19 protein-coding genes are annotated in these 22,926 nt (G+C 68.5%); 12 read left to right on the forward strand and 7 right to left on the reverse strand.

What is annotated here, in order from left to right:
• Positions 1 to 159 precede the first annotated feature (159 nt).
• Positions 160 to 1,182: an FAD-dependent oxidoreductase gene (locus tag ROP_RS17455; protein ID WP_012690719.1), complete on the reverse strand. Its 1,023-nt coding sequence runs from the start codon at positions 1,180 to 1,182 to the stop codon at positions 160 to 162.
• A gap of 54 nt (positions 1,183 to 1,236) precedes the next feature.
• On the opposite strand from ROP_RS17455, the gene ROP_RS17460 reads away from it, so the two are divergent.
• The 5 genes from ROP_RS17460 (at position 1,237) to ROP_RS17480 (ending at position 9,732) form a co-directional block, all read left to right on the forward strand.
• Entirely contained in the window at positions 1,237 to 1,785 is a 549-nt protein-coding gene (locus ROP_RS17460) for a TetR/AcrR family transcriptional regulator (RefSeq protein ID WP_012690720.1), read from the forward strand.
• A 306-nt stretch (positions 1,786 to 2,091) separates the two neighbouring features.
• A complete protein-coding gene (gene gltB, locus ROP_RS17465) occupies positions 2,092 to 6,720 on the forward strand; it encodes a glutamate synthase large subunit (RefSeq protein WP_012690721.1) in 4,629 nt (1,542 codons plus the stop codon).
• Positions 6,713 to 8,164 (forward strand): glutamate synthase subunit beta, encoded by a 1,452-nt coding sequence (locus ROP_RS17470; protein ID WP_012690722.1) that lies wholly within the window; start codon positions 6,713 to 6,715, stop codon positions 8,162 to 8,164. The genes gltB and ROP_RS17470 overlap by 8 nt, the downstream gene beginning before the upstream one ends.
• A gap of 181 nt (positions 8,165 to 8,345) precedes the next feature.
• Entirely contained in the window at positions 8,346 to 9,260 is a 915-nt protein-coding gene (locus tag ROP_RS17475; protein ID WP_012690723.1) for a cutinase family protein, read from the forward strand.
• Between the two features lie 22 nt (positions 9,261 to 9,282).
• Complete coding sequence (locus ROP_RS17480) at positions 9,283 to 9,732, forward strand: acyl-CoA thioesterase (protein ID WP_080512496.1); 450 nt, start codon at positions 9,283 to 9,285, stop codon at positions 9,730 to 9,732.
• 80 nt (positions 9,733 to 9,812) lie between these two features.
• Here ROP_RS17480 and ROP_RS17485 read toward each other — a convergent pair whose 3' ends face one another.
• Entirely contained in the window at positions 9,813 to 10,478 is a 666-nt protein-coding gene (locus ROP_RS17485; RefSeq protein WP_012690725.1) for a TetR/AcrR family transcriptional regulator, read from the reverse strand.
• 116 nt (positions 10,479 to 10,594) lie between these two features.
• Here ROP_RS17485 and ROP_RS17490 point away from each other — a divergent pair, with 116 nt between their 5' ends.
• Positions 10,595 to 11,029, forward strand: coding sequence for an SRPBCC family protein (locus ROP_RS17490; protein WP_043824904.1), 435 nt, complete (start codon positions 10,595 to 10,597; stop codon positions 11,027 to 11,029).
• Between the two features lies 1 nt (position 11,030).
• Positions 11,031 to 11,870, forward strand: a complete 840-nt coding sequence (locus tag ROP_RS17495) for an SDR family NAD(P)-dependent oxidoreductase (protein ID WP_012690727.1) — start codon at positions 11,031 to 11,033, stop codon at positions 11,868 to 11,870.
• 6 nt (positions 11,871 to 11,876) lie between these two features.
• Here the strand turns inward: ROP_RS17495 and ROP_RS17500 are convergent, their stop codons facing one another.
• Positions 11,877 to 12,785, reverse strand: coding sequence for an SDR family NAD(P)-dependent oxidoreductase (locus tag ROP_RS17500; protein WP_012690728.1), 909 nt, complete (start codon positions 12,783 to 12,785; stop codon positions 11,877 to 11,879).
• 31 nt (positions 12,786 to 12,816) lie between these two features.
• Between ROP_RS17500 and ROP_RS17505 the strand changes: the two genes are divergently transcribed.
• The 5 genes from ROP_RS17505 (at position 12,817) to ROP_RS17525 (ending at position 17,382) form a co-directional block, all read left to right on the forward strand.
• Positions 12,817 to 13,314, forward strand: coding sequence for a hypothetical protein (locus ROP_RS17505; protein ID WP_012690729.1), 498 nt, complete (start codon positions 12,817 to 12,819; stop codon positions 13,312 to 13,314).
• Between the two features lie 61 nt (positions 13,315 to 13,375).
• Entirely contained in the window at positions 13,376 to 13,669 is a 294-nt protein-coding gene (locus tag ROP_RS17510; protein WP_012690730.1) for a putative quinol monooxygenase, read from the forward strand.
• Positions 13,670 to 13,680: 11 nt separating this feature from the next.
• The gene (locus ROP_RS17515) at positions 13,681 to 14,370 is read left to right on the forward strand and encodes a dienelactone hydrolase family protein (RefSeq protein ID WP_012690731.1); all 690 of its coding nucleotides are present in this window, start codon (positions 13,681 to 13,683) and stop codon (positions 14,368 to 14,370) included.
• 232 nt (positions 14,371 to 14,602) lie between these two features.
• On the forward strand, positions 14,603 to 16,084 hold the full coding sequence (locus ROP_RS17520) for an Hsp70 family protein (RefSeq protein ID WP_193384858.1): 1,482 nt from the start codon (positions 14,603 to 14,605) through the stop codon (positions 16,082 to 16,084).
• A gap of 71 nt (positions 16,085 to 16,155) precedes the next feature.
• Entirely contained in the window at positions 16,156 to 17,382 is a 1,227-nt protein-coding gene (locus ROP_RS17525; RefSeq protein ID WP_012690733.1) for an Hsp70 family protein, read from the forward strand.
• 9 nt (positions 17,383 to 17,391) lie between these two features.
• Here ROP_RS17525 and ROP_RS17530 read toward each other — a convergent pair whose 3' ends face one another.
• The 4 genes from ROP_RS17530 to lysX are packed head-to-tail and all read right to left on the reverse strand — an operon-like array spanning position 17,392 to position 22,851.
• Positions 17,392 to 17,991 carry a histidine phosphatase family protein gene (locus ROP_RS17530; RefSeq protein WP_012690734.1) on the reverse strand — a complete coding sequence of 200 codons (600 nt, stop codon included), beginning with the start codon at positions 17,989 to 17,991 and terminating at the stop codon, positions 17,392 to 17,394.
• A 5-nt stretch (positions 17,992 to 17,996) separates the two neighbouring features.
• Entirely contained in the window at positions 17,997 to 18,815 is an 819-nt protein-coding gene (locus tag ROP_RS17535) for an alpha/beta fold hydrolase (RefSeq protein WP_043824906.1), read from the reverse strand.
• 14 nt (positions 18,816 to 18,829) lie between these two features.
• On the reverse strand, positions 18,830 to 19,510 hold the full coding sequence (locus ROP_RS17540) for a DUF998 domain-containing protein (protein ID WP_012690736.1): 681 nt from the start codon (positions 19,508 to 19,510) through the stop codon (positions 18,830 to 18,832).
• Complete coding sequence (lysX, locus tag ROP_RS17545) at positions 19,507 to 22,851, reverse strand: bifunctional lysylphosphatidylglycerol synthetase/lysine--tRNA ligase LysX (protein WP_012690737.1); 3,345 nt, start codon at positions 22,849 to 22,851, stop codon at positions 19,507 to 19,509. Before lysX ends, ROP_RS17540 begins: the two co-directional genes overlap by 4 nt.
• Positions 22,852 to 22,926 lie beyond the last annotated feature (75 nt).

The following is a 22,926-nucleotide window of genomic DNA, read 5'->3' on the forward strand; positions in this document are numbered from 1 at the left end:
ACGGTGGATGTGTTGTTTCCCTGATGAGATCCGTCCGTGCTGCCGGCGCACTGCCGCAGCCGTCGTTCACCGCCCCCATGACCGCCCCCGGTTCTTTCTCTTCCCCCTACCGCGGCAAAGTACCAGACGGGCAACCGTTCCCGCGCCACCAGAGTCCGGTCAGGCCAGGCCTGCGGCCAGCTTCACCGTCAGGTCGCGCAGCGGACGGAGACGGCCGGTCATCGCGACGGAGGACATGGCGCGCGATCCGCGGACCAGCCGCCGCGTCGCGGGCCGCCGTGTGCGGTCGTAGCGGCGGAGCGCTGTGTGAATGTCGGTGTCGGCGGTGAGGAATCGGCCGAGCGTGACGGCGTCGACGAGGGCCTCGCACGCGCCGCGGCCGAGGTTCGGCGCCATCGCGTGGGCGGCGTCGCCGAGCAGCGCCGTGCTGCCCGACACGTACGACGGGAGGGCGGGGGACTCGTACAGGTCGTGGTGGAGCATCGCGTCGGGGGTGGCGGCGTCGAGCACGGCCCGGACGTCGGCATGCCACTTCCCGAACCGCGAGCGGAGGAAGTCGAGGCCGCCGGGATGCCCGGCGCCGGTGCGGATGCACGCGAACCAGTTGACGAGGTCGCCGTCGCGCGGGGTGATCCCGAAAAGTGCGTCTGCGTCCCAGGTTTCGCTGACGGTGTCGCGATGTCCGGGCACCCAGCCGCGCCAGGCGGTGGCTCCTACATATCGTGGTTCGAACTTGTCGCCGAACAGCTGTGTGCGGGTGGGGCTGCGCAGACCGTCGGCACCGATCACGACGTCGTGGTCTGTCAGCGCGTCGAGGGCGGGAGCGGGGGTGCCGAACGAGATCATGCCGTCGGGCAGTGCCTCGGCGAGCGTGGTCAGCAGGGCGGGCCGCGACAGCAGGTAGGCGGTGCGGTCGCGGTTGTCGATGGTGCCGATCACGGATCCGTCGGGACGCAGGAGTGAGCCGCGGTGCTGGGGTGATCCGAGCGTGCGGACCCGGTCGCCCGCGCCGATCGCGTCCAGCGCGTCGAGGGCCTGCGGCCACATACCGAGTGCTGTGCCCGACGTGGGCAGGGCGTCGGCCCGCTCGAACACGTCGACGTGCCAGCCGGCGCGGGACAGGTAGCGGGCGACTGCGAGTCCGCCGATGCCGCCGCCGAGGACTGCTGCGGAGTGCGTCATGACCACCACGCTACTACGGGTGTAGTGAATTTACTACCGATGTAGTGTCACGGTATGGCTGACAAACGGGAGCGGGTACTCGACGCCGCCATCGCGCTTCTCGGCACCAAGGGGGTCCGGGCACTCACGCACCGCGGTGTCGACGAACTGGCCGGGATACCCCAGGGATCCACGTCCAACTACTTCCGCAGCCGGGGCGCGCTGCTCGAGGGGATGGTCACACGGCTCGTCGAACGTGACCGGGAGGACTGGGAGAAGTTCGCGCACCTCCGCCCCGACAGCAAGGATGCGCTGGTCGAGGCGCTGGCCGCCTTCGTGAGATTCTCCACTGGTCCCGACCGGGTGCGGACGAGCGCGCGGTTCGCACTCTTCGTCGAGGCCTCCGTCACGCCGGGGCTGGACGCGAAGATCGGATCGGCCCGGCGCGCGCTGGTGGAATGGGGCGCGGACATGCTGGCAGTCGTGGGATCGAGAAACCCCGCAGCCGACGCCGTCGTCGTCACCGACTACCTGGACGGTGTAATTCTCCATCAGCTCACCGTCCCGGATCTCGATTTCGATCCGACTGCGGGAATTACAGCGCTCCTCGGTGCGCTCACTTAACATGTACTCAGTGCAGTCGGACGAGGCCCGCCCTCGACAATGCCCAGTTCAGAGGGTAAATAGGCCAACCTAAGTTGTGTTTCGTCAGGGGTTCTGAATTATCGTTTTCGTTACACGTTGGACCCACGAAAGTCCGACCCGACCGAAAAGCCACGTCGCCTGGTGCGAGGACCACACCCAGCGTGCTGCAAAAGGGCGATAGCCGATCGGTGGTGCCGAGCACGTCGTGACGGCACCTGCATTGCAAGTTGATGGCCATCAGCGCTGCTGGTCGTCGGTGCATCTTTTGGCATACGAAGGCTAGGTATGAAGCAACTTCCAGGCCCCCAGGGGCTGTATCACCCGTCGAACGAGCACGACTCCTGTGGTGTCGCGTTCGTCGTGGACATGAAGGGCCGCCGCAGCAGGGACATCGTCGAGAAGGCGATCACCGCTCTGGTGAACCTCGAGCACCGTGGTGCCGCGGGCTCCGAACCCAACACGGGTGACGGCGCCGGCATCCTCCTGCAGGTCCCGGACAAGTTCTTCCGCGCCGTGGTCGACTTCCCGCTGCCGGCAGCAGGCACCTACGCCACCGGCATCGCGTTCCTGCCGCAGAGCAAGGCCGACGCGCAGCGCGCAGCCGACGCCGTCGAGAAGATCGTCGAGAGCGAGGGCCTGAAGGTCCTCGGCTGGCGCGAGGTCGCGACCGACGACTCGTCGCTCGGCGCCCTGGCCCGCGACGCGATGCCGACGTTCCGCCAGATCTTCATCGGCAGCGAGAACGACGCCCTCACCGGACTCGACCTCGAGCGCCGCGCCTACGTCATCCGGAAGCGCACCGAGCACGAGCTGGGCAGCGAAGGCGCAGGCAAGGACGGCCCCGGTCGCGAGACCGTGTACTTCCCGAGCCTGTCGAGCCAGACGTTCGTCTACAAGGGCATGCTCACCACCCCGCAGCTCAAGGGTTTCTACCTGGACCTGCAGGACGACCGCGTCGAGTCGGCCCTCGGCCTCGTGCACTCGCGCTTCTCCACCAACACGTTCCCGTCGTGGCCGCTGGCCCACCCGTTCCGGCGCGTGGCCCACAACGGTGAGATCAACACCGTCACCGGCAACGAGAACTGGATGCGTGCCCGCGAGGCCCTCATCGACAGCGACATCTTCGGTGTGTCCGGAGAGGTTGGGCCCGGCAAGGATCGGCGCAGCCAGCTCGAGAAGATCTTCCCGGTCTGCACGAAGGGCGCCAGCGACACCGCGCGGTTCGACGAGGTGCTGGAGATGCTGCACCTCGGTGGCCGCAGCCTGCCGCACGCCGTGCTGATGATGATCCCGGAAGCCTGGGAGCGCCACGAGAGCATGGACCCCGCCCGCCGGGCGTTCTACCAGTACCACTCGTCGCTGATGGAGCCGTGGGACGGACCGGCGTCGGTGTGCTTCACCGACGGCACCGTCATCGGCGCCGTCCTCGACCGCAACGGCCTGCGCCCCTCCCGTCTCTGGGTCACCGACGACGGCCTCGTCGTCATGGCCTCCGAGGTCGGCGTCCTGCCGATCGACCCGGCGACCGTCGTGAAGAAGATCCGGCTGCAGCCCGGCCGCATGTTCCTCGTCGACACCGCCGAGGGTCGCATCATCAGCGACGACGAGATCAAGTCGGAACTGGCCGCCGAGCACCCCTACCAGGAGTGGCTCGACCAGGGTCTGACCCACATGAACGACCTGCCGGACCGCCCGTACACCTACATGTCGCACGAGCGTGTCGTTCTGCGTCAGCAGATGTTCGGATACACCAACGAAGAGGTCAACCTCCTCGTCAAGCCGATGGCGATCTCCGGTGCCGAGGCTCTCGGCTCCATGGGTACCGACACTCCGATCGCCGTGCTGTCGTCGCGGTCGCGGATGCTGTTCGACTACTTCTCGCAGCTGTTCGCGCAGGTCACGAACCCGCCGCTCGACGCCATCCGCGAGGAGGTCGTCACCAGCCTCGGCGGCACCATCGGCCCCGAGCACGACCTGCTGCACCCCACCGCGGAGTCCTGCCGGCAGATCTTCCTGCCGCAGCCGATCCTGCACAACGACGACCTGTCGAAGCTCATTCACGTCAACGACGACGGCGAATTCCCGAACTTCCGCAGCGTCATCGTCCGCGGTCTGTACCCGGTGGCCGAGGGCGGAGCGGGTCTGCGCAAGGCCCTCGACGACGTCCGCTACCAGGTGTCGGAGGCCATCGCCGGTGGTGCGCGGCTCGTCGTCCTGTCCGACCGTGAGTCGAACGAGACGTACGCGCCCATCCCGTCGCTGCTGCTGACGTCGGCCGTGCACCACCACCTGGTGCGCGAGAAGACCCGCACCAAGGTCGGCCTCATCGTCGAGGCCGGCGACGCCCGCGAGGTGCACCACATGGCGCTCCTCATCGGTTTCGGTGCGGCGGCGGTCAACCCGTACATGGCATTCGAGACCGTCGACGAGGCAGTCCGCAACAACGAGTTGCAGGGTGTCACGCTCGACAAGGCCATCCAGAACTACATCAAGGCCGCAGGCAAGGGTGTGCTCAAGGTGATGTCCAAGATGGGCATCTCCACCCTGGCGTCCTACACCGGTGCCCAGCTGTTCCAGGTCATCGGCCTGTCGCAGGACCTGGTGGACGAGTACTTCACCGGACTCCAGTCCAGCCTCGGCGGCATCGGTCTGGACGAGATCGCGGCCGACGTCGCGGTCCGGCACGCCAACGCGTACCTGGACCGCCCCGAGGAGCGCGCGCACCGCGAGCTCGAGGTGGGCGGCGAGTACCAGTGGCGCCGTGAGGGCGAGTACCACCTGTTCAACCCGGACACGGTGTTCAAGCTGCAGCACTCCACGCGCACCGGGCAGTACGAGGTGTTCAAGGAGTACACGAAGCTGGTCGACGACCAGTCGGAGCGTCTCGCAGCGTTGCGTGGACTCTTCGAGTTCAAGAAGGGCGTGCGCGAGCCCGTCCCGCTGGACGAGGTCGAGCCCGCCACCGAGATCGTCAAGCGCTTCTCGACCGGTGCGATGAGCTACGGCTCCATCTCCGCCGAGGCGCACGAGACGCTCGCCATCGCCATGAACCGCCTCGGCGGTCGCTCCAACTCCGGTGAGGGCGGCGAGAGCCCGGCCCGGTTCACGCCGGACGAGAACGGTGACTGGCGCCGGTCCGCGATCAAGCAGGTCGCGTCGGGACGCTTCGGTGTCACGTCGCACTACCTGACGAACTGCACCGACATCCAGATCAAGATGGCGCAGGGAGCGAAGCCCGGTGAGGGTGGCCAGCTGCCGGCGCACAAGGTGTACCCGTGGGTGGCCGAAGTCCGGCACTCCACGCCCGGCGTCGGGCTGATCTCGCCGCCGCCGCACCACGACATCTACTCGATCGAGGATCTCGCGCAGCTGATCCACGACCTGAAGAACGCCAACCCGCAGGCCCGGATCCACGTGAAGCTGGTGTCCGAGGTCGGCGTCGGCACCGTCGCCGCGGGTGTGTCCAAGGCACACGCGGACGTCGTGCTGATCTCCGGTCACGACGGTGGCACCGGCGCCACCCCGCTGACGTCGATGAAGCACGCGGGCGCCCCGTGGGAGCTCGGCCTCGCCGAGACCCAGCAGACGCTGCTGCTCAACGGTCTGCGCGACCGCATCGTCGTGCAGGTCGACGGCCAGCTGAAGACCGGCCGCGACGTCATGGTCGCCGCGCTGCTCGGTGGCGAGGAGTTCGGTTTCGCGACGGCTCCGCTGGTGGTGTCGGGTTGCATCATGATGCGGGTCTGCCACCTCGACACCTGCCCCGTGGGTGTCGCGACGCAGAACCCGGTGCTGCGCAAGCGATTCAACGGCAAGCCGGAGTTCGTGGAGAACTTCTTCCTCTTCATCGCCGAAGAGGTGCGCGAGCTTCTCGCGGAGCTCGGCTTCCGCACCCTCGACGAGGCCGTCGGGCAGGTGGACGTCCTCGACACCACGAAGGCGCTCGAGCACTGGAAGGGCAGCAAGGCCGGCAACCTCGACCTGTCGCCGATCCTGCACGAGACCGAGTCGGCGTTCATGGACCAGGACCTGTACTGCACGGGCACCCAGGACCACGGCCTCGACAAGGCGCTCGACCAGCAGCTGATCGTCGCGAGCCGCAACGCTCTCGACAAGGGCGAGAAGGTCACGTTCGAGTCGCCGATCACCAACGTCAACCGCACGGTCGGCACCATGCTCGGCCACGAGGTGACGAAGGTGTACGGCGGCGACGGACTGCCGGACAACACGATCGACATCACGTTCACCGGTTCGGCCGGTAACAGCTTCGGTGCGTTCGTCCCCAAGGGCATGACCCTGCGCCTGCACGGCGATGCCAACGACTTCGTCGGCAAGGGCCTGTCCGGTGGACGCCTCGTGGTGCGCCCGCCGCTGGAGACCGCGCCCGGGTTCGTCGCCGAGGACAACATCATCGGCGGCAACGTGATCCTGTTCGGTGCCACGAGCGGTGAGGCTCTGCTCCGCGGTGTCGTGGGCGAGCGATTCGCGGTCCGCAACTCCGGCGCCACCGCCGTCGTCGAAGGTGTCGGCGACCACGGTTGCGAGTACATGACCGGCGGAAAGGTCGTCATCCTCGGTGCGACGGGACGTAACTTCGGTGCCGGCATGTCCGGTGGCGTGGCGTACGTCTACAACCCGGACAAGGCGTTCGAGGACAACCTGAACACGGAACTGGTGGATCTCGAGGACCTGACGGGTGACGACTTCACCTGGCTGAAGTCCGCGATCGAGCGTCATCGCGACGAGACGGGCTCCGAGGTTGCCGCGCGCATCCTCTCCGACTGGTCGCAGCAGGTCAATCATTTCGCGAAGGTCATGCCCCGCGATTACAAGAAGGTGCTCTTGGCCATCGAGGCCGCGAAGAAGGATGGAAAGAACGTGGACGAGGCAGTGATGGAGGCAGCTCGTGGGTGATCCAAGCGGCTTCCTGAAGCACACGTCACGCGAACTTCCGGTTCGCAGGCCGGTGCCGTTGCGTCTGCTCGACTGGAACGAGGTCTACGAGGAGTTCTCGTCGGACACCCTGAAGACTCAGGCCAGCCGGTGCATGGACTGCGGTATCCCGTTCTGCCACAACGGCTGTCCGCTGGGGAACCTGATTCCCGAGTGGAACGACCTGGTGTACAAGGACCGGTGGCAGGACGGCATCGAGCGTCTGCACGCGACCAACAACTTCCCGGAGTTCACCGGGCGGCTGTGCCCCGCACCCTGTGAGGCGTCCTGCGTCCTGGGCATCAACCAGGACCCGGTCACCATCAAGCAGGTCGAGGTCGAGCTCATCGACCGCGCCTTCGACGAGGGCTGGGTCAAGCCGGTGCACCCGACGCGTTCGACGGGCAAGAAGGTCGCCGTCGTCGGTTCCGGTCCCGCGGGTCTCGCTGCAGCGCAGCAGCTGACGCGCGCCGGGCACATGGTCACCGTGTTCGAGCGGGCCGACCGCATCGGCGGGCTCCTCCGGTACGGCATCCCCGAGTTCAAGATGGAGAAGCGGCACATCGACCGCCGTCTCGACCAGATGAACTCCGAGGGCACCGTCTTCAAGACGGGTGTCAACGTGGGTGTCGACATCACCGCGGACGCACTGCGCGCGCAGTTCGACGCCGTGGTCCTGGCCGGCGGTGCCACCGAGGCCCGCGACCTGCCGATCCCCGGCCGCGAGCTGGACGGCATCCACCAGGCGATGGAATTCCTGCCGATCGCCAACCGCGTGCAACTCGGCGACCTCGAGCAGCCGACCATCACCGCGGAGGGCAAGAAGGTCGTCATCATCGGTGGCGGCGACACCGGCGCGGACTGCCTGGGCACCTCGCACCGTCAGGGTGCCGAGAGCGTTCACCAGTTCGAGATCATGCCGAGACCGCCCGAGACCCGCGCCGAGCACACCCCGTGGCCGACGTACCCGTTGATGTACCGCGTCGCGTCCGCTCACGAGGAAGGCGGCGAACGCCTCTTCTCCGTGAACACGGAACGGTTCGTCGGCGCCGACGGCAAGGTGACCGCGCTGAAGGCCCACGAGGTCGAGATGAAGTCGGGTCGCTTCGAGAAGGTCGAGGGCTCGGACTTCGAGCTCGAGGCCGACCTCGTCCTGCTGGCGATGGGCTTCGTCGGACCCGAGAAGCCGGGCCTGCTCACCGATCTCGGCGTCGACCTCAACGAGCGCGGCAACGTCGCCCGCTCCGCGAAGTGGGCCACCAACGTCGACGGCGTCTTCGTCGCAGGCGACATGGGACGCGGACAGTCGCTCATCGTGTGGGCCATCGCCGAGGGTCGCTCGGCGGCCGCAGCGGTCGATGCGTACCTCGAGGGCAAGACGGCGCTGCCGTCTCCGATCGAGACCACCACCGCCCCGCAGCGGTAGCTGTAACCGCCAGTTCAACCCGCACCCCGGTAGGTTTTCCTACCGGGGTGTCGGTTTATCGTGCGGGGGTCACGTTCGATCGGTAACGTTCATTTACCGATCGTGCATCTTTAGGTCACGTCGTCCTGGCAGCATCCCGTCTGCTGGACGGCGAAGGGGAGAACAGGTTGATGCCATGGCAATGAGACGGGTTATCGCATTCTTGACCGCAGTGGCCGCTGCCGCGGCCATCCCGGTGGCGTCGGGGGTGGTGGGTACGAGCGCAGTCGCGAACGCGGCCCCCTGCCCGAGCCTGTACGTGGTCGCCATTCCGGGGACGTGGGAGACGTCCACCAAGGAAAACGTGCGGCCCACCCCGGGTCTGCTGTCCGCGGTGACGAACGGTCTGCCGTCGTCGATCCGCACCGACTACGTCACGTACGCGGCCACCGCCTTCCCGTGGGAGTCCGACGTGTACGGGCGCTCGAAGGCGCAGGCGGTCTCCAACGCCAAGGGCATGCTGTCGTCGATGGCGCAGCAGTGCCCCGACACGAAGCTGTCGATCATCGGCTACAGCCAGGGCGCCGACGCCGCGGGTGATCTCGCCGCGGAGATCGGCACCGGCCTCGGTGTCGTCCCCGCCGACAAGATCGCGGCCGTCGGACTCGTCTCCGATCCGCGGCGGTCGCCGACCGACGCCCTCGTCGGACCGCCCGTCGCCGGCAGCGGCGCCGGTGGTCCCCGCATCGGCGGCTTCGGCTGGGTCAGCCAGAACACGCGCACCTTCTGCGCGTACGGCGACCTGTACTGCTCCACGCCGAAGGACGACTTCGTGACGCGGTTCGCCGGTTTCCTCGCGCAGACTTCGGATCCGACGCCGTCGCTGTTCGGCCGGTATCAGGAAGAAGCCCTCGCGATCTGGAACGATCTCCTCGCGGTCGGCGGTGTGCCCACACTGATGGCTCAGCTGGACGAGCAGTCCAACGAGAAGCGCATCGACGAACTCGAGCAGTTCTACAAGTCGCAGGCCCACCAGGATTACACCAGCTACGCGGTCGACGGTTCGGGCACGCCCGCCACCACCTGGCTGAGGAACTGGTTGCGCGACATCGCGTGAGTTCCGCCGACGGCGGCAGGGGATGATGTCCAACGTGACCGATTCCCCTGCCGCCGTCGTCGGCTACGACGCCTTCGTGACCGTCCGGTGGTCCGACATGGACGCCTTCCAGCACATCAACCATGCGCGGATGGTGACGTTGCTCGAGGAGGCCCGGATCGACTGGCTGCTCAGCGAGGGCAGCGAGAATTCTTCGCTCATCACGAGTGCGTTCATCGCCGACATCCACGTGAAGTACCGGGCGCAGTTGCGGCATTCCGACAGCCCGCTCCGGATCACGATGTGGATCGCGAAGCACCGGGCCGTCGACTTCACCATCGGCTACGAGGTCCGCGGCGCGCGTACCCCGATCACCGACCCGCCCGCCGTCACCGCCACCACGCAGATGGCCGTCGCGGACGTCGACGCCCAGCGGCTACGCCGCATCACCGCCACCGAGCGCGAATACCTGGCCCGCTGGTCCCGCACGTGAGTGGGAAAGTGTGTTCCGGCACTCTTCGCCACTCACCTACGCAGGTGAGTGGGAAAGTGTGTTCCGGCACGCTTTGCCGCTCACGTGCGGAGGGCGTCGGGGGCCGGTAGGGGAAGGTCCGGGTCGAGGACGACACCGCGGCTGCGCATGGTGGTGTCGACCAGCGCCCACGCCCACGCGGCCAGTTGCTCGGTCAGCGCACCGACGTCGGTGCCGCCCGGTCGCTCGATCCACTCCACCGCCACCGACTCGACCATCCCGATCAGGGCGTTGGCCAGCGGTGTCGCGGTGGCCGGGGTGCCGAGCGCATCGAGATAGGGGCGGAGCATGTCGGCGACGGCGGTGCTGATGGCCCGCCGCACCTCTTCGGCCGCGGGAGAGAACGACATCAGGTAGCGGTACAGGTTGGCGTGTTCGGTGACCCAGTCGAGGTGGGTGCGCGCGGCCCGAGTGAGGATGGCGTGCGGCGCGCCGTCGGTGGTGATCACGGGCGCGTACTCGAGGAGCATCATCGCGGCGACCCGGCGGGCGACGGCGTTCCTGAGGTCGGTGCTGTCGTCGAAGTGCCGGTAGATGCGGGTGCGCGCGACCTCGGCGTAGACGGCCATCGTGGCGACCGACACGTCGGGACCTTCCTCCGCGATGGCGAGGAGGGCCCGTTCGACGAACTCCGAGCGCCGCTTCTCGCGTTGACCGCGCCATCGGGCAGCGCGCCCGTCACCGGTGTCTTGCTGGGGTTTCGTCATCGAATCGGATCGTAGTCTTCCGTGTTGCGGTGATTCCGTATAGCGTCACCAGTATGCGGTACATCGATGTACCACACACTCTGCAGCTCGGACGCCGACACGTTGGGAAAACCGCCTTGTCCATTCAGCTCTGCCTGTCCGGCCCCCGCCGTCCCGGGCGTTCGATGATCGGGTTGCGCAGCACCACGGTGATCGTCGTCCCACCCCCGATGGCCCTCGAGTACCTCAGCGACCCGGAGACGGCCGTGGTTCCGGTGCCGCTGCCGTCCCGCGCCCGGATCACCGCGTCGGATCCGGGTCGCCGGCTGGTCCTCGAACTGGATCACGGCGTGCACGCATCGGTCTGGACGTTCGAGGCGCTGGGCCCCGACGAAACGGAACTCACCGTCGACTTCCGCTACCACTCTCCTGGCAGACCGGCCGGACAACTCCTCGGCGGGGTGGCCGCACCGGTGGTGTGGCAGGCGCTGCGCCGCGCGCAGGTCGCGTTGAAAAACCAGATCGAAACCCTGTACTACGAGCCGGCTTCTGCCGACCGAAGGAGAGCATGACGTGGGATTCTCGGCAGCCGGCAAGACGGTCCTGATCACCGGGGCGGCCATGGGGATGGGACGACTCTTCGCCCTGCTCGCCGCCGCCGACCACGCCGCCGCGGTGGTGTTGTGGGACATCGACGCCGACGCGCTCGCGCGCACGGCGCAGGAACTCCGCGAATCGGGATGCACTGTCCGCGCGCAGGTCGTCGACGTCGCCGACCTCGACTCCGTCCGCACAGCGGCCGCGGAGGTCCGGGGTGCGTTCGGCCGTCCCGACGTGCTCGTCAACAACGCGGGTGTGGTGCGCGGCAAGTACTTCTGGGATCACGACCAGGAGGCGGACACGAAATTCGTGATGGACGTCAACACGCTCGCGCCGATGTACGTCACGGGCGAGTTCCTGCCCGCCATGATCGAGGACCGACACCGGCAGTGCCGCATTGTGAACATCGCCTCGGCCGCCGGAACCGTGGCGACGCCGAGAATGGCCGTGTACGCGGCGTCGAAGTGGGCTGTCCTGGGGTGGAGTGACTCGCTGCGACTCGAACTGGTCCAGGCTGGTCACGGGCACGTCACGGTCACCACGGTGTGCCCGAGCTACATCTCCACCGGCATGTTCGACGGCGTGAAGAACCCGCTGTTCGCCCCGATCCTGAGCCCGGAAGTGGTCACGGCCCGGTCGTGGCGGGCGATGCAGCAGGGCAGGCCGCTGCTGATGCTGCCGCGGTCGCTGTACCTGTCGAGGGTCGCGAAAGCCGTGTTGCCGGTGCGTGCCTGGGACCGTCTGGCCGACCGTCTCGGTGTCTACCACAGCATGGACGCCTACACCGGCCGGGTGCAGGCGCCCACGCCCTGAGGCGGATCAGCCGAGGTCGAGGCGGGCGCCGAGCCGCATGCTGCCCGGGCTGAGGCGGCCCAGCGCGCGACCGAACCTGGCTTCGGGCGTGACGGGGACGACGGCCTTGTTGGACTTGACGGCCTTCACGATCTGGGTCGCCACCCGGTCCGGGGTGAAACCCCGTTTGCGGTAGAGCTTGTCGGTCCGGTCCCGCATCTGTGCCTGCTCCTCCGGGGTGGCGCCGGCGAAGTCGGTGGCCTGGATGATGTTGGTGTGGACGAGTCCCGGGCAGATGGCGCTGACGCCGATGCCGTGATTCACCAATTCTGCTCGGAGACAGTCCGACAGCATGAACACCGCGGCCTTGCTCGTCGCATACGCGGTGAGCCGCTTCTGCGGTGTGAACGCCGCGGCGGACGACAGGTTCACGATGTGTCCACCGGTTCCGCGTTCGATCATCTGCCCCGCGAACGCGCGGGAACCGTAGACGACTCCCCAGAAGTTCACGTCCATCACCCGCTCGAAGTCCTTCTGCGGAGTCTTCGTGAACGTCCCCGAATATCCGATTCCGGCGTTGTTGATCACGACGTCGGGGGTGCCGTGCTCGGCCTGCACCTTCTCCGCGAAACGCTGCACCTCGTCTTCCACCGCGACGTCCACCTGATACGCGTGGGAGCCGCCGCCGAAGATGGCGACGGCGCCGCCGCCCTTCATCTGAGCGGAGTTGATGAGATCGGAGGTCTGCTGCGCGGATTCGAGATCGCGATCGGCGACCACCACGACGGCACCTTCGGACGCGAACGCCAGCGCGGTCTCGCGCCCGATCCCGCTGCCGCCGCCGGTGACGACGACGAGAGTGCCGTCGAGATCCCGCAGCCGGTGATGCTTCCGTGCACCGCTGCGCCATCTCCTGACTTCGCCGAGAAGACTCATGTGACCATCTTGTCCGAGTACGGTCGTTTGTGTGCTGATCTGGTACGTCAGCTATGGATCGAACATGGCTGCGACGCGTCTGACCTGCTACCTGCGTGGTGGTCGCCCGGCCGGGGGAAACCTCGTGCACGCGGGCGCCCGCGACGCACGGGCCCCACGGGCGTCGATGCCGGTGGTGATTCCCGGCACGGTGTTCTTCGCGGGAGAGTCGCGGATCTGGGGCGGCGGCCGCGCGTTCTACGACCCCGACGCTCCCGGTACCGTCGCGGCCCGCGCGTTCCTGCTGACCCGGGAACAGTTCGAGGACATTCACGCGCAGGAACCCGCCTGCTACGACCGCCTGGTCACACTCGGATCCCGCAACGGCGTCCCCATGTGCACGTTCACCACCCGCGCGCGCGGCGACGTCGTCGCCAGGAACGCGCCGGCGCCCGCCTATCTGGCGACCATCGCGGACGGTCTCCGCGAGGCGCACGGCTGGGACGAACCGAAGGTCGCCGATTATTTGACGCGCCTTCGGGTTTCCTAGCCGGTTCAACTGTGCTTACGTGAGACGGGCCACACGAGGTGGCGTTCACGAAAGGGAGTCGATGTCCGATCTGCATGTCGTAGCGACCATTCCTGCCAAGCCCGGCTCCGAGGACATTGTCGGTGGCGGCCTGTCCGCGCTGGCCGTGGAGAGCCGCAAGGAAGAGGGCTGCATCTCGTACGAGGTGTTCGAATCAGCCGCGGTCGCGGGAACCTTCGTCACCGTGGAGGTGTGGACCGGCCAGGATGCGCTCGACGCGCACATGCAGTCGCCGCACTTCCAGGCCGCGCTCGGGAAGTTCGGTGAGCACCTCGCCGGGGCGCCGGGAATCCATCCGCTGAAGCCGGTTTCCTAGAGTCGTATTTCGTGACCGCACCGCTCACCGTCATCGCCCCCGAAGGTCAGGCCCGCGGCGGCGTCGTCGTTGTCCAGGAGGCGTTCGGCGTCACCGATCACATCGTCGACGTCTGCCGTCGTTTCGCCTCGGCCGGGTATCAGGCCGTCGCCCCGCACCTGTTCCACCGGAGTGGGGATCCGGTGCTGGCCTACGACGATCTGACATCGGCGATGTCGCTGATCGGTGGGCTCACCGCGGAACACATCGACGAGGACGTCGACGGGGCCGTCGCGGCTCTGTCGGCGGTCTCGATCGAACCGCGGAACATCGCGATCGTCGGATTCTGCATGGGCGGGACGGTCGCGTTCCACACGGCGACCCGCCTCGACCTGGGCGCGGCGGTGAGCTTCTACGGCGGTGGCATCGCGAAGGGGCGGTTCGGGTATCCGTCGCAACTCGACGCCGCCGGCCGGCTCCGCACGCCGTGGCTGGGCCTGTTCGGTGACCGTGACAAGGGGATCCCGGCCGAGGAGGTCGAGGAGTTGCGTACCGCCGTCGCCCACGCTCCGGTCGACGCCGAGATCATCCGCTACCCCGACGCCGAACACGGCTTCCACTGCGACGACCGGCCCGCCGTGTACGACGAGGCGGCCGCCCGGGACGGGTGGGCGCGAACGCTGCAGTGGTTCGGCACGCACGTCGGCGCCGGAGCCGACTGACCGCGACCGAACCCCCCCGGGTGTACGGCGACGCGGTATTCGTCCACGAGCGAGACACGTCACGGCGTGTTGCGTTCGCCGCGTTTCGGGCGCCGCATTTCCGCAGGTTTCGACGCCGACGAGCCGCCGGGAATACGATGCGCGTCACAGGAGTACGTCGAAAACGCGTCTGACGTGGCGTCCGGTCTCCTTCATGCGCGAGACCCGTAATCGAACCGTTATAGTCGGCGGCATGACTTCAGTTCTCGGTGTATCCGTCGGCGCCAGCGCGGTGCGCTTCGCGCGCCACGACGCCGTGACTCTCGAAACGCCGATCTTCCAATCGCGGTCGGTGGCCGCAACACTCGAACGGCCGGCGGAAATCGCCGCCGAATCCATCGGAACGGTGCTCGCCGAACGCGACGCCGCCGACGAGGTGGAGGCCATCGGCGTCGCGTATCAGGACGACGCGCAGGCCGGAGCCATGCAGGCGGCGATGGCGCGGCTGCAGATCGGCAACTTCCAGTTGGTCCCCGAAGTCACCGCCGCGCTGCAGATGCTGGAGATGTCCGGGGAACTCGGCGATCACGCGACGCTCGTGTTCTACGACCTCGGCAGTTCGGGTCTCACCGTCACCGTCGTCGACCGCGACACGGGCATGGTGCTGAGCAGTTCGCGGTCGGATCAGATCAGCGGCGATCTCGTCGACCGGCTGATCTGCGACAACCAACTCGAACTCCACCGTTTCACACAACCGGCCGACGCGGCGGCGCAGCTCGCTCTCGCCGCGCGGTGCCGCGATGCGAAGGAGCAGCTGTCGACCAACGGCGCCGTGTGCATGCCGGGCGAGGGCGGAATGCTGCTGCTCTCACAGGACAGCTTCGATTCGCTCATCTCGGGTCCCGTCGAGACGTCGGCCCGCCTCACCCGCGAGGTTATCCGCCGCTCGGGACGCGTCCCGGACGCCGCGGTGCTGATCGGCGGCGGCGCGCACATTCCGTTGGTCGCGTCGGTGATGGAGTCGTGGCTCGACCTTCCCGTGATCGTCCCTGCGCAGCCCGAACTGGTGGCGGCCGAGGGCGCGGCTCTGCTGGCGCTCCCGACGTTCGACGATTTCTTGGCGCCCCTGCCCCAGCCCCTGTCCCAGTCGGAGCCCGAGCCCGAGCTGGAACCCGAACCGGAATGGGAACCCGAGACGCAGGTCCTGTGGCACTCGGCGTCGCCATCGGACGAGGTTCTCGCACCGGCCCGGAAGCGTCGTGGCCTCGTTCTCGCCGGTGGCGTCGTGGCCGTGGTCGCCGCGGTCGGTCTCGGACTCGGCTTCGGCGCCGACCTTCTGCAGGGTTCGGAGGAGGACGCGCAGCCGGCCGCCACGCAGGCGAACACGGAGGCACCCACCGCGCAACAGGCGGCACCGCCGCAGCCCACGACGACTGCGGACGTGCCGCTGCCGGTGGAGGCGGCCCCGTCGGTCGTCGACGAGCAGCCGGTGATCCCGCCGCAGACCGAGGTGCGCAGTACGTATCAGACGCAGTCGCAGACACGGGCACAGAGTCCGACGCAGGCGCCGGTCGCCCCCGAATCGGAGAGCGTCGTGCCGTCCGACACGTCGGCCGCGCCGACCACGTCGGAACCCGCTCCGCTGATCCCGGGTCTGCCGCAGTTCCAGATGCCGACGATTCCGCCGGCCGCGCCGCTTCCGATGCCGGAGTTGCCGCGGATCCCCGGGCTCTGAGTCAATACAACGACGGCGGTCGCCGCGAGGCCCCGACACGCCTGCCGTGACCAAACCGTTATAGTATTTCCATGGTTTCAGTGCTCGGTGTATCCGTCGGTGCCAGCGCGGTGCGCGTGGCGTGCCCGGACGACGAGGGGGCCGTGTTCCGGTCATTTCCAGTGGATTCGGTCCATACCCACCCGGAACAGCTGGTTGCCGATTCCATCGGAACGGTCATGGCCGAGTGCCCCGCCGCCGACGAGGTTCAGGCGATCGGCGTCGCGTACCGCGATCCAGCGCAGGCCGCTGCCGTGCAGGCCGCGATGGGCGACTGCCGGCTGGTCCCGGAGGTGACGGCGGTGCTCCGGCAGCTGGAGGCGTCGGGACAGCTGGGCGACCATTCGACGCTCGTGTTCTACGACCTCGGCAGTTCCGGCCTCACGGTCACGGTGGTCGACCGGCTCACCGGGGAGGCGCTCGGGGCGGCACGGACAGACGAGATCAGTGGCGACGGTATCGACCGTTTGATCCTCGACCACCAGCTCGCGCAGGAGCGCATTGCCCGCCCGGCCGACGAAGCCGCGGAGTCGGCGCTCACCGAGCGCTGCCGGCGCGCCAAGGAGGAGCTGTCCACCAACACCGCGGTCTGCGTGCCCGGCGACGGCGGTCTGCTGTTGCTGTCGCAGGACAATCTCGATTCGCTCATCGTCCGCCCGGTGGAGGCCTCGGCGCGCCTGGCTCGTGAGGTGATCGATTCGTCCGGGCGCAGACCGGACGCGGTGGTTCTGATCGGGGGCGGCGCGCACATCCCGCTGGTGGCGTCCCTGATGGAGTCGTGGCTCGCGCTGCCGGTGATCGTGCCCGCACAACCTGAACTGGTGGCCGCGGAGGGTGCCGCGGTTGTGGCGCAGGAGCACTCGGGCCGGGCCGGAGCTCCGCTGTCCGCCGAGAAGTTCGCGAAGCCGGTGATCCGGGCCGGTGCGCTGGCCGGTGGTGCGCTGGCGGTCGTCGCGGTGATCGGCCTCGGTCTCGGTTTCGGCAACCCCGTGCAGGGCGCGGAAGGCGAGGCGCAACCGGCCGCCACGCAGCCGAGCGCCGAGAAGGCGTCTCCGTCACCCGCGCCGTCGCCCGCGGCGCCCCCGCCGGCCGCGGTGTCGATTCCGGAGCCGGCCCAGGAGGAGGCGAGCGTGCCGGAACCCGCGCCCGCGCCTGCCCCCGCCCCGCGGCCCCTCATTCCCGGTCTGCCGCAGATTCAGCTGCCGACCCTGCCGCCGCCCCCGCCGCTTCCTCCGCTGCCCCGGATCCCGGGGCTCTAGCGGTCGGCTCTACCGACGCAGCATGTCCCGGACGTGGCCGGTCTCGTTGACCGAGGCCACGCGCCGCTCACCGCTGCGGGAGACGAGGACCCGCGTCACGGACACGTACTCGATCGGGAACACGAGGGGCCGGTCGAGGCCGAGCAGGTCCTGCAGGAACACGTTGATGACGCCGCCGTGCGCGAACACGGCGACGGTGTCCTCGTGGCCGGACTCGTCGACGATCCGGCCGAGGGATTCGAACACCCTGGTGCGGAACGCGCCGGCGTCCACGGACTTCGGCAACTCGCCTGCCCGGATGCGGGCGTAGGCCTCCGGCGCCCGTGCCGCCGCCTCGTGGAACGGGATGTAGTGGTCGAGGTCGTAGTCGTATTCCGCGAGGCCGACGTACTCGGTGACGGGAAGGTTGAGGGCCTCCGCGACCGGCGCCGCCGTCTCGAGCGCACGCCGTTGCGGGCTGCTCACGATCCGGGCGATGCGGTACGGGGCCAGCGCCGCGGGCAGCCGCTTGGCCTGGGCGTGACCCTCTTCGGTCAGCGCCGGGTCTGCGCGCCCGTCCGACGCGGTGACGAGTTCGGGCAGCGCGTGGCGGATCAATAGCAGTTGCACGCCGCTCAGCTTGCCAGTTCCCGCACCATCGCCGCGATCTGGCCGGGTTGATCGATCATCGCGTGGTGGTGCGCCGGGCGCACGACGCGGAACGCGGCGCCCAGGAACTGCGCGAACTGCTTCTGCGTGCGGATCCACGCCGACCCCCACGGCGTCGGTCGGCCGGTGTGGGCGGCGGCCACGACGACGGGCGCCGTCATCGTCGTGGTCTCGCGCAGCGCGGCCAGTTCCTGGGCCAGCGCCGGGTACGACGCGTTCTCGACGATCGAGGATTCGAGGTACGCGGGCTCGCGGTAGATCCGTTCGACCCAGCGGCGAGTGTCGGGGGCGATCCCGTCCGGGGGTGTCGAATGGTTCAGGATCCGGCGGACCGTGGGGCCTAGGCGCCGTTGCAGCCCCGTCCTGCTCGCTGTCCGGGCCACCCGGCGACCCATGGTGACGCGCCACCGGGTGGGGACCACGCGGTGCGGATGGGCGGTGACGGTGGCGTCGAGGAGGATCACGCCGGCGGTGCGCTCGGGGTACAGGCGGGCGAAGGCCTCGACGTAGATGCCGCCGAGCGAGTGGCCGACGAGCACGGCCGGGGTGGTCACCCGAAGCGCGTCGAGGACGCCGGCGATTCTGTCGGCCTCGCCGCGAGCGGACGGCCGATGTGTGGACGGGGGACTGAGTCCGTATCCGGGACGATCGATCCGCACGACGAGGCAGGTCCCGGACAGCAGTTCCACCACGTCGTCCCAGTCGAACCAGTTCCCGCCGAGGCCGCCGTAGAGGACGACGGGTGGGCCGTCGCCGTCGACGACCACGTGCACTCCCGCGACCATTTCCCCAGGACGTTTCACGTGGAACCATCCCTTTCCGGGGTGACGTGAATCACGCTGAGTGCCACGAAGATCAGCCACCCGCAGAACGCGAGCAGTTGGACGCGCTGGCCGAGTCCGAGCCAGGCATCCTGTTCGCCGCGCAGTCCGGCGGCCGTCAGCGTCCACACCGTGCCCCCGATGAACACGACCGCGACGCCCACCCCGGTCAGTTTCAGCCAGGTCGGCCAGCCGTACCGGAACGCGGCCAGCAGGAACGCGAGGGTGGAGACCACCCCGCCCGTCGACGCGGACGCGCTGGTCACGGCATGCAGTTCGTGGGTGAGCGGCAGGTGTCCGGCGGACTCACGCGCCGCGCACACGGCGTCGGTGGTGGCCGCGCAACTCATCGGCAGGCGCGAATCGGCGATGGTCGCGATCGCGAATACGATCAGCGCCACCCACCCGACCGCCGTCACCCAGCCCTGCGAGTACCGCGACAGTCCGAGCACCCCGGCCACGGCAACGATGCATCCGGTCACCAGGTCGCCGGTGCGGAACCAGAATCCGTACGGCTGGTCCGCGGCGGCGAGTTCGCTCGCGAATCCCCGCAGCGGATCGATGTTGGTGTCGAGGACGAATTCGAGCAGCCACGACGCGTAGCCGACGGCACCGAGGATCAGCAGCGCCGCGACGGCCACCCGGCCACGGGTGATCATTGCCTCGGCTTGGCCAGGGGGAAGGCGAGGGTTTCGCGGATGCTGCCGCCGGTGATGAGCATGACGACACGGTCGACGCCCATGCCGAGCCCACCGGTCGGGGGCATGGCGTGCTCGAGGGCCTGCAGGAAGTCCTCGTCGAGTTCCATCGCCTCCTCGTCGCCGCCGGCGGCGAGCATCGACTGCTCGGTGAGCCGGTTCCGCTGATCGACGGGGTCGGTGAGTTCGCTGTACGCGGTGCCGAGTTCGACGCCCCACGCGACGAGGTCCCACTTCGCCGCGACCCCCGGAATGGTGGGGTGCGGACGCGTCAGCGGTGACATCGAGGTCGGGAAGTTGGTGTAGAACGTGGGGAATTCGGTGTAGTCCTCGACGAGGTGCTCGTACATTTCCTGCGCGACGGCGCCCGCGTCCCAGGTCGACTGGTACGGGATCTCGTGTTCGTCGCACAGCCGTTGCAGTTCCGCGAGCGGTGTTTCGGGGGAGACGTCGACGCCGAGTTTTTCCGCGACCGCCTGATGCATCGTCTTGACGGGCCATTCGCCGGAGATGTCGACCTCCACCAGCGTGCCGTCGGGTCCGGGGCGCATGATGATCTCGCGTCCGTACGCGGCGACCGCCGCGGTCTGGATGAGTTCCCGGCACAGCACCATCATCTTCTCGTAGTCGCTGTGCGCCTCGTACGCCTCGAGGATGGTGAACTCCGGGTTGTGCTTGAAATCGACGCCCTCGTTCCGGAAGACGCGGCCGATCTCGAACACCTTCTCCATGCCGGCGACGCAGAGCCGCTTGAGGTACAGCTCCGGCGCGATCCGCAGGTAGAGGTCCAGGTTGTAGGCGTTGATGTGGGTGAGGAACGGGGCCGCGTTCGCGCCGCCGTGGACCTGCTGCAGGATCGGGGTCTCCACCTCGAGGAAGCCGCGGCCGCCGAGCGAATCCCGCAACGACTTCACGACGGCGCTGCGGGCCTCGAGCAGGCGCCGGGCATCGGTGTTGATCGCGAGGTCGACGTACCGCTGCCGCACCCGGGTCTCCGGGTCGGACAGTCCCTTCCACTTGTCGGGCAGGGGGTGCAGGCACTTGCCGGTCATGCGCCACTCGTTCGCCAGCAGCGACAGCGCTCCCCGGCGGCTGTAGCCGATGACACCCGCGACCTCGACGAGGTCGCCGAGGTCGAATTCGGCGGCGAACGCCCGGATCCGATCGGTTCCCACCCGGGCTTCGTCGACGAGGACCTGGATGTCTCCGGACCAGTCCCGGACCACCGCGAACACGACGCCGCCGTAGTCGCGGATCCGGAGCAGGCGTCCCGCGATGCGGACCGTCGTCCCCTCGGGGGATTCCACTGCCTCGGTCACGGTGTGGCTGGGCGGGTACGCGACCGGATAGGGGTCGATGCCCTGTTCCGCCAGGCCGGTCAACTTGTCGAGCCGGACGCGGACCTGCTCGGGACGTTTGGGTCCGGTCGCCGTCGGTGCGAGGCCCTCACCGGGGGCGCTGCCGTCGGAGTGCAATCCCTCGGCGGCGACGAGTGCGGCGGGAACCGCGGCGTGGTGGCCGGTGTGCTCGATGGCGTCGTGGGTCCCGGAACGGCCGAACCGCGGCAGCGTCACGAATCCTTCCGCGACGGCCGAGGCGAATCCGACGCGCAGCAGTTCCCTGTTGTCGTCGAAGCAGAGGAACCGCGGCACCCACTCCGGCTGGTACTTCACGTTGGATCGGTAGAGCGCCTCGAGCTGCCACCATCGGGAGAAGAAGACGAGGATCGAGCGCCAGATTCGCAGAATGGGTCCGGCCCCGATGCGGGAGCCCTCCTCGAAGACCGAGCGGAACACCGCGAAGTTCAGCGACACCTTGGTGATGCCGAATTGGTCGGAGGTGGTGGCCAGTTCGGACACCATCAGTTCGACGACCCCGTTGGGGGAGGTCGGCTTGCGGCGCATCAGGTCGAGCGAGACACCGGTCGGTCCCCACGGAACCAGCGACAGGATGCCGTCGATCTCACCGTCCTCGGCGATGGCCTCCACCAGCAGGCAGTCGCCGTCGAGGCGGTCGCCGAGCCGGCCGAGCGCCATCGAGAATCCGCGCTCGGTCTCGGTGTCGCGCCAGGCGTCCGCGAGCCGGATGGCCTCGGCCATTTCCTCGGGGGGGACGTCGCGGTGCCTGCGGATCCGGACGGTGACGCCCTGGCGGCGGACGCGGGTGACGGCCTGGCGGACCTGCCGCATGTCGCGACCGCTGAGGTTGAACTCGCGGGTGCGGAGGATCGCCTCGTCGCCGAGCTGGAGCACGGTGAGACCGGCCTTGTTGTAGGCGGTGGCCCCGGTTTCGCTGGCGCCCATCACGGCGGTGGCCCAACCGTATTGGGACGCGAGCGTCTGCCACGCCTCGATCGCGTGTGGCCAGGCCTCGGGGTCGCCGATCGGATCACCGCTGGCGAGGCAGACGCCGAGTTCGACGCGGTAGGTGATGGCCGCCTTCCCGCTCGGCGCGAACACGACGGCCTTGTCGCGGCGGGTGGCGAAGTAGCCGAGGGAGTCGTCCGCGCCGTACTGCAGCAGCAGTCCGCGCAGCGCCGATTCGTCGTTGCCGGTGAGCGCGTTGTGGGAGCGCTGGGCGCGGAACAGGGTGATGACGGCGGCGAGCAGGGCCATGGCGCCGAACAGGCCGAGGAGGGTGTTGACGAATCCGTGCGGTCGTCCGCTGAACTGTTCGTTGTCGGCGGCGGCCAGCGCGGTCACGCGGTTGAGAGCCCACAGGAATCGCTCGCCCTGCGGCAGGGTGCCGGGGAACAATTCGACGAGTCCCCACCCGACGAGAGTGCCGATCGCGAGCCCGACGATGAGCACGCCCAGCGCCTTCCAGCCGGCGCCGCGCCGGACCCGGGTGTAGAACTCGGGCCGGGCCGCGACGAGGATGCCGATCAGCACCACCTGGACCACGGCGGCGACCATCGCGTTCACGTTCCGGTCGGTGATGCTCACGATCACGTTGGTGATCAGGATCAGCACCAGATAGATCGTCAGCAGCCACCAGGCGATGCGTTTGCGGCTGGCCAGCGCCGCCGCGAGCAGCGCGACTACCAGCGCCCACGACAGGCTGGTGTCGGGGGCGTCGAAGTAGTACGTGTCGATGTACTCCCGCGGCACGTGCACGTAGTAGCGCAGCACCGGGGAGATGCTCCACAGGAATACGAGCACCGAGAAGACGCCCAGGATCAGTCCCGCGATGTGGGGAACCTGGTGCAGGCGCCCGCTCTTCGAGCCGAGGGCGGGTCGGGGCCGTGGTGCGGTGGGGACGGCCGCCTCGGACGCGTGGTGTGTCTCGGTGCTAGCTGACATCGAGCGTTTCCTTCCCGGCAAGAGGTACGTACCGATCACGGGAGACAGATGTTCCAGTGTTCAGTGTGAGCCGTC

It is taken from the genome of Rhodococcus opacus B4 (genome assembly GCF_000010805.1).
Lineage (GTDB): Bacteria > Actinomycetota > Actinomycetes > Mycobacteriales > Mycobacteriaceae > Rhodococcus_F > Rhodococcus_F opacus_C.

Coding starts and splice junctions, on each gene's coding strand:
- ROP_RS17485 (WP_012690725.1), bottom strand. CDS start 10,478: ATGACGAAACCCCAGCAAGACACCGGTGACGGGCGCGCTGCCCGATGG.
- ROP_RS17525 (WP_012690733.1), top strand. CDS start 16,156: ATGGTTTCAGTGCTCGGTGTATCCGTCGGTGCCAGCGCGGTGCGCGTG.
- ROP_RS17455 (WP_012690719.1), bottom strand. CDS start 1,182: ATGACGCACTCCGCAGCAGTCCTCGGCGGCGGCATCGGCGGACTCGCA.
- ROP_RS17500 (WP_012690728.1), bottom strand. CDS start 12,785: ATGAGTCTTCTCGGCGAAGTCAGGAGATGGCGCAGCGGTGCACGGAAG.
- gltB (WP_012690721.1), top strand. CDS start 2,092: ATGAAGCAACTTCCAGGCCCCCAGGGGCTGTATCACCCGTCGAACGAG.
- ROP_RS17535 (WP_043824906.1), bottom strand. CDS start 18,815: ATGGTCGCGGGAGTGCACGTGGTCGTCGACGGCGACGGCCCACCCGTC.
- ROP_RS17520 (WP_193384858.1), top strand. CDS start 14,603: ATGACTTCAGTTCTCGGTGTATCCGTCGGCGCCAGCGCGGTGCGCTTC.
- ROP_RS17475 (WP_012690723.1), top strand. CDS start 8,346: ATGAGACGGGTTATCGCATTCTTGACCGCAGTGGCCGCTGCCGCGGCC.
- ROP_RS17540 (WP_012690736.1), bottom strand. CDS start 19,510: ATGATCACCCGTGGCCGGGTGGCCGTCGCGGCGCTGCTGATCCTCGGT.
- ROP_RS17510 (WP_012690730.1), top strand. CDS start 13,376: ATGTCCGATCTGCATGTCGTAGCGACCATTCCTGCCAAGCCCGGCTCC.
- ROP_RS17480 (WP_080512496.1), top strand. CDS start 9,283: ATGATGTCCAACGTGACCGATTCCCCTGCCGCCGTCGTCGGCTACGAC.
- lysX (WP_012690737.1), bottom strand. CDS start 22,851: ATGTCAGCTAGCACCGAGACACACCACGCGTCCGAGGCGGCCGTCCCC.
- ROP_RS17460 (WP_012690720.1), top strand. CDS start 1,237: ATGGCTGACAAACGGGAGCGGGTACTCGACGCCGCCATCGCGCTTCTC.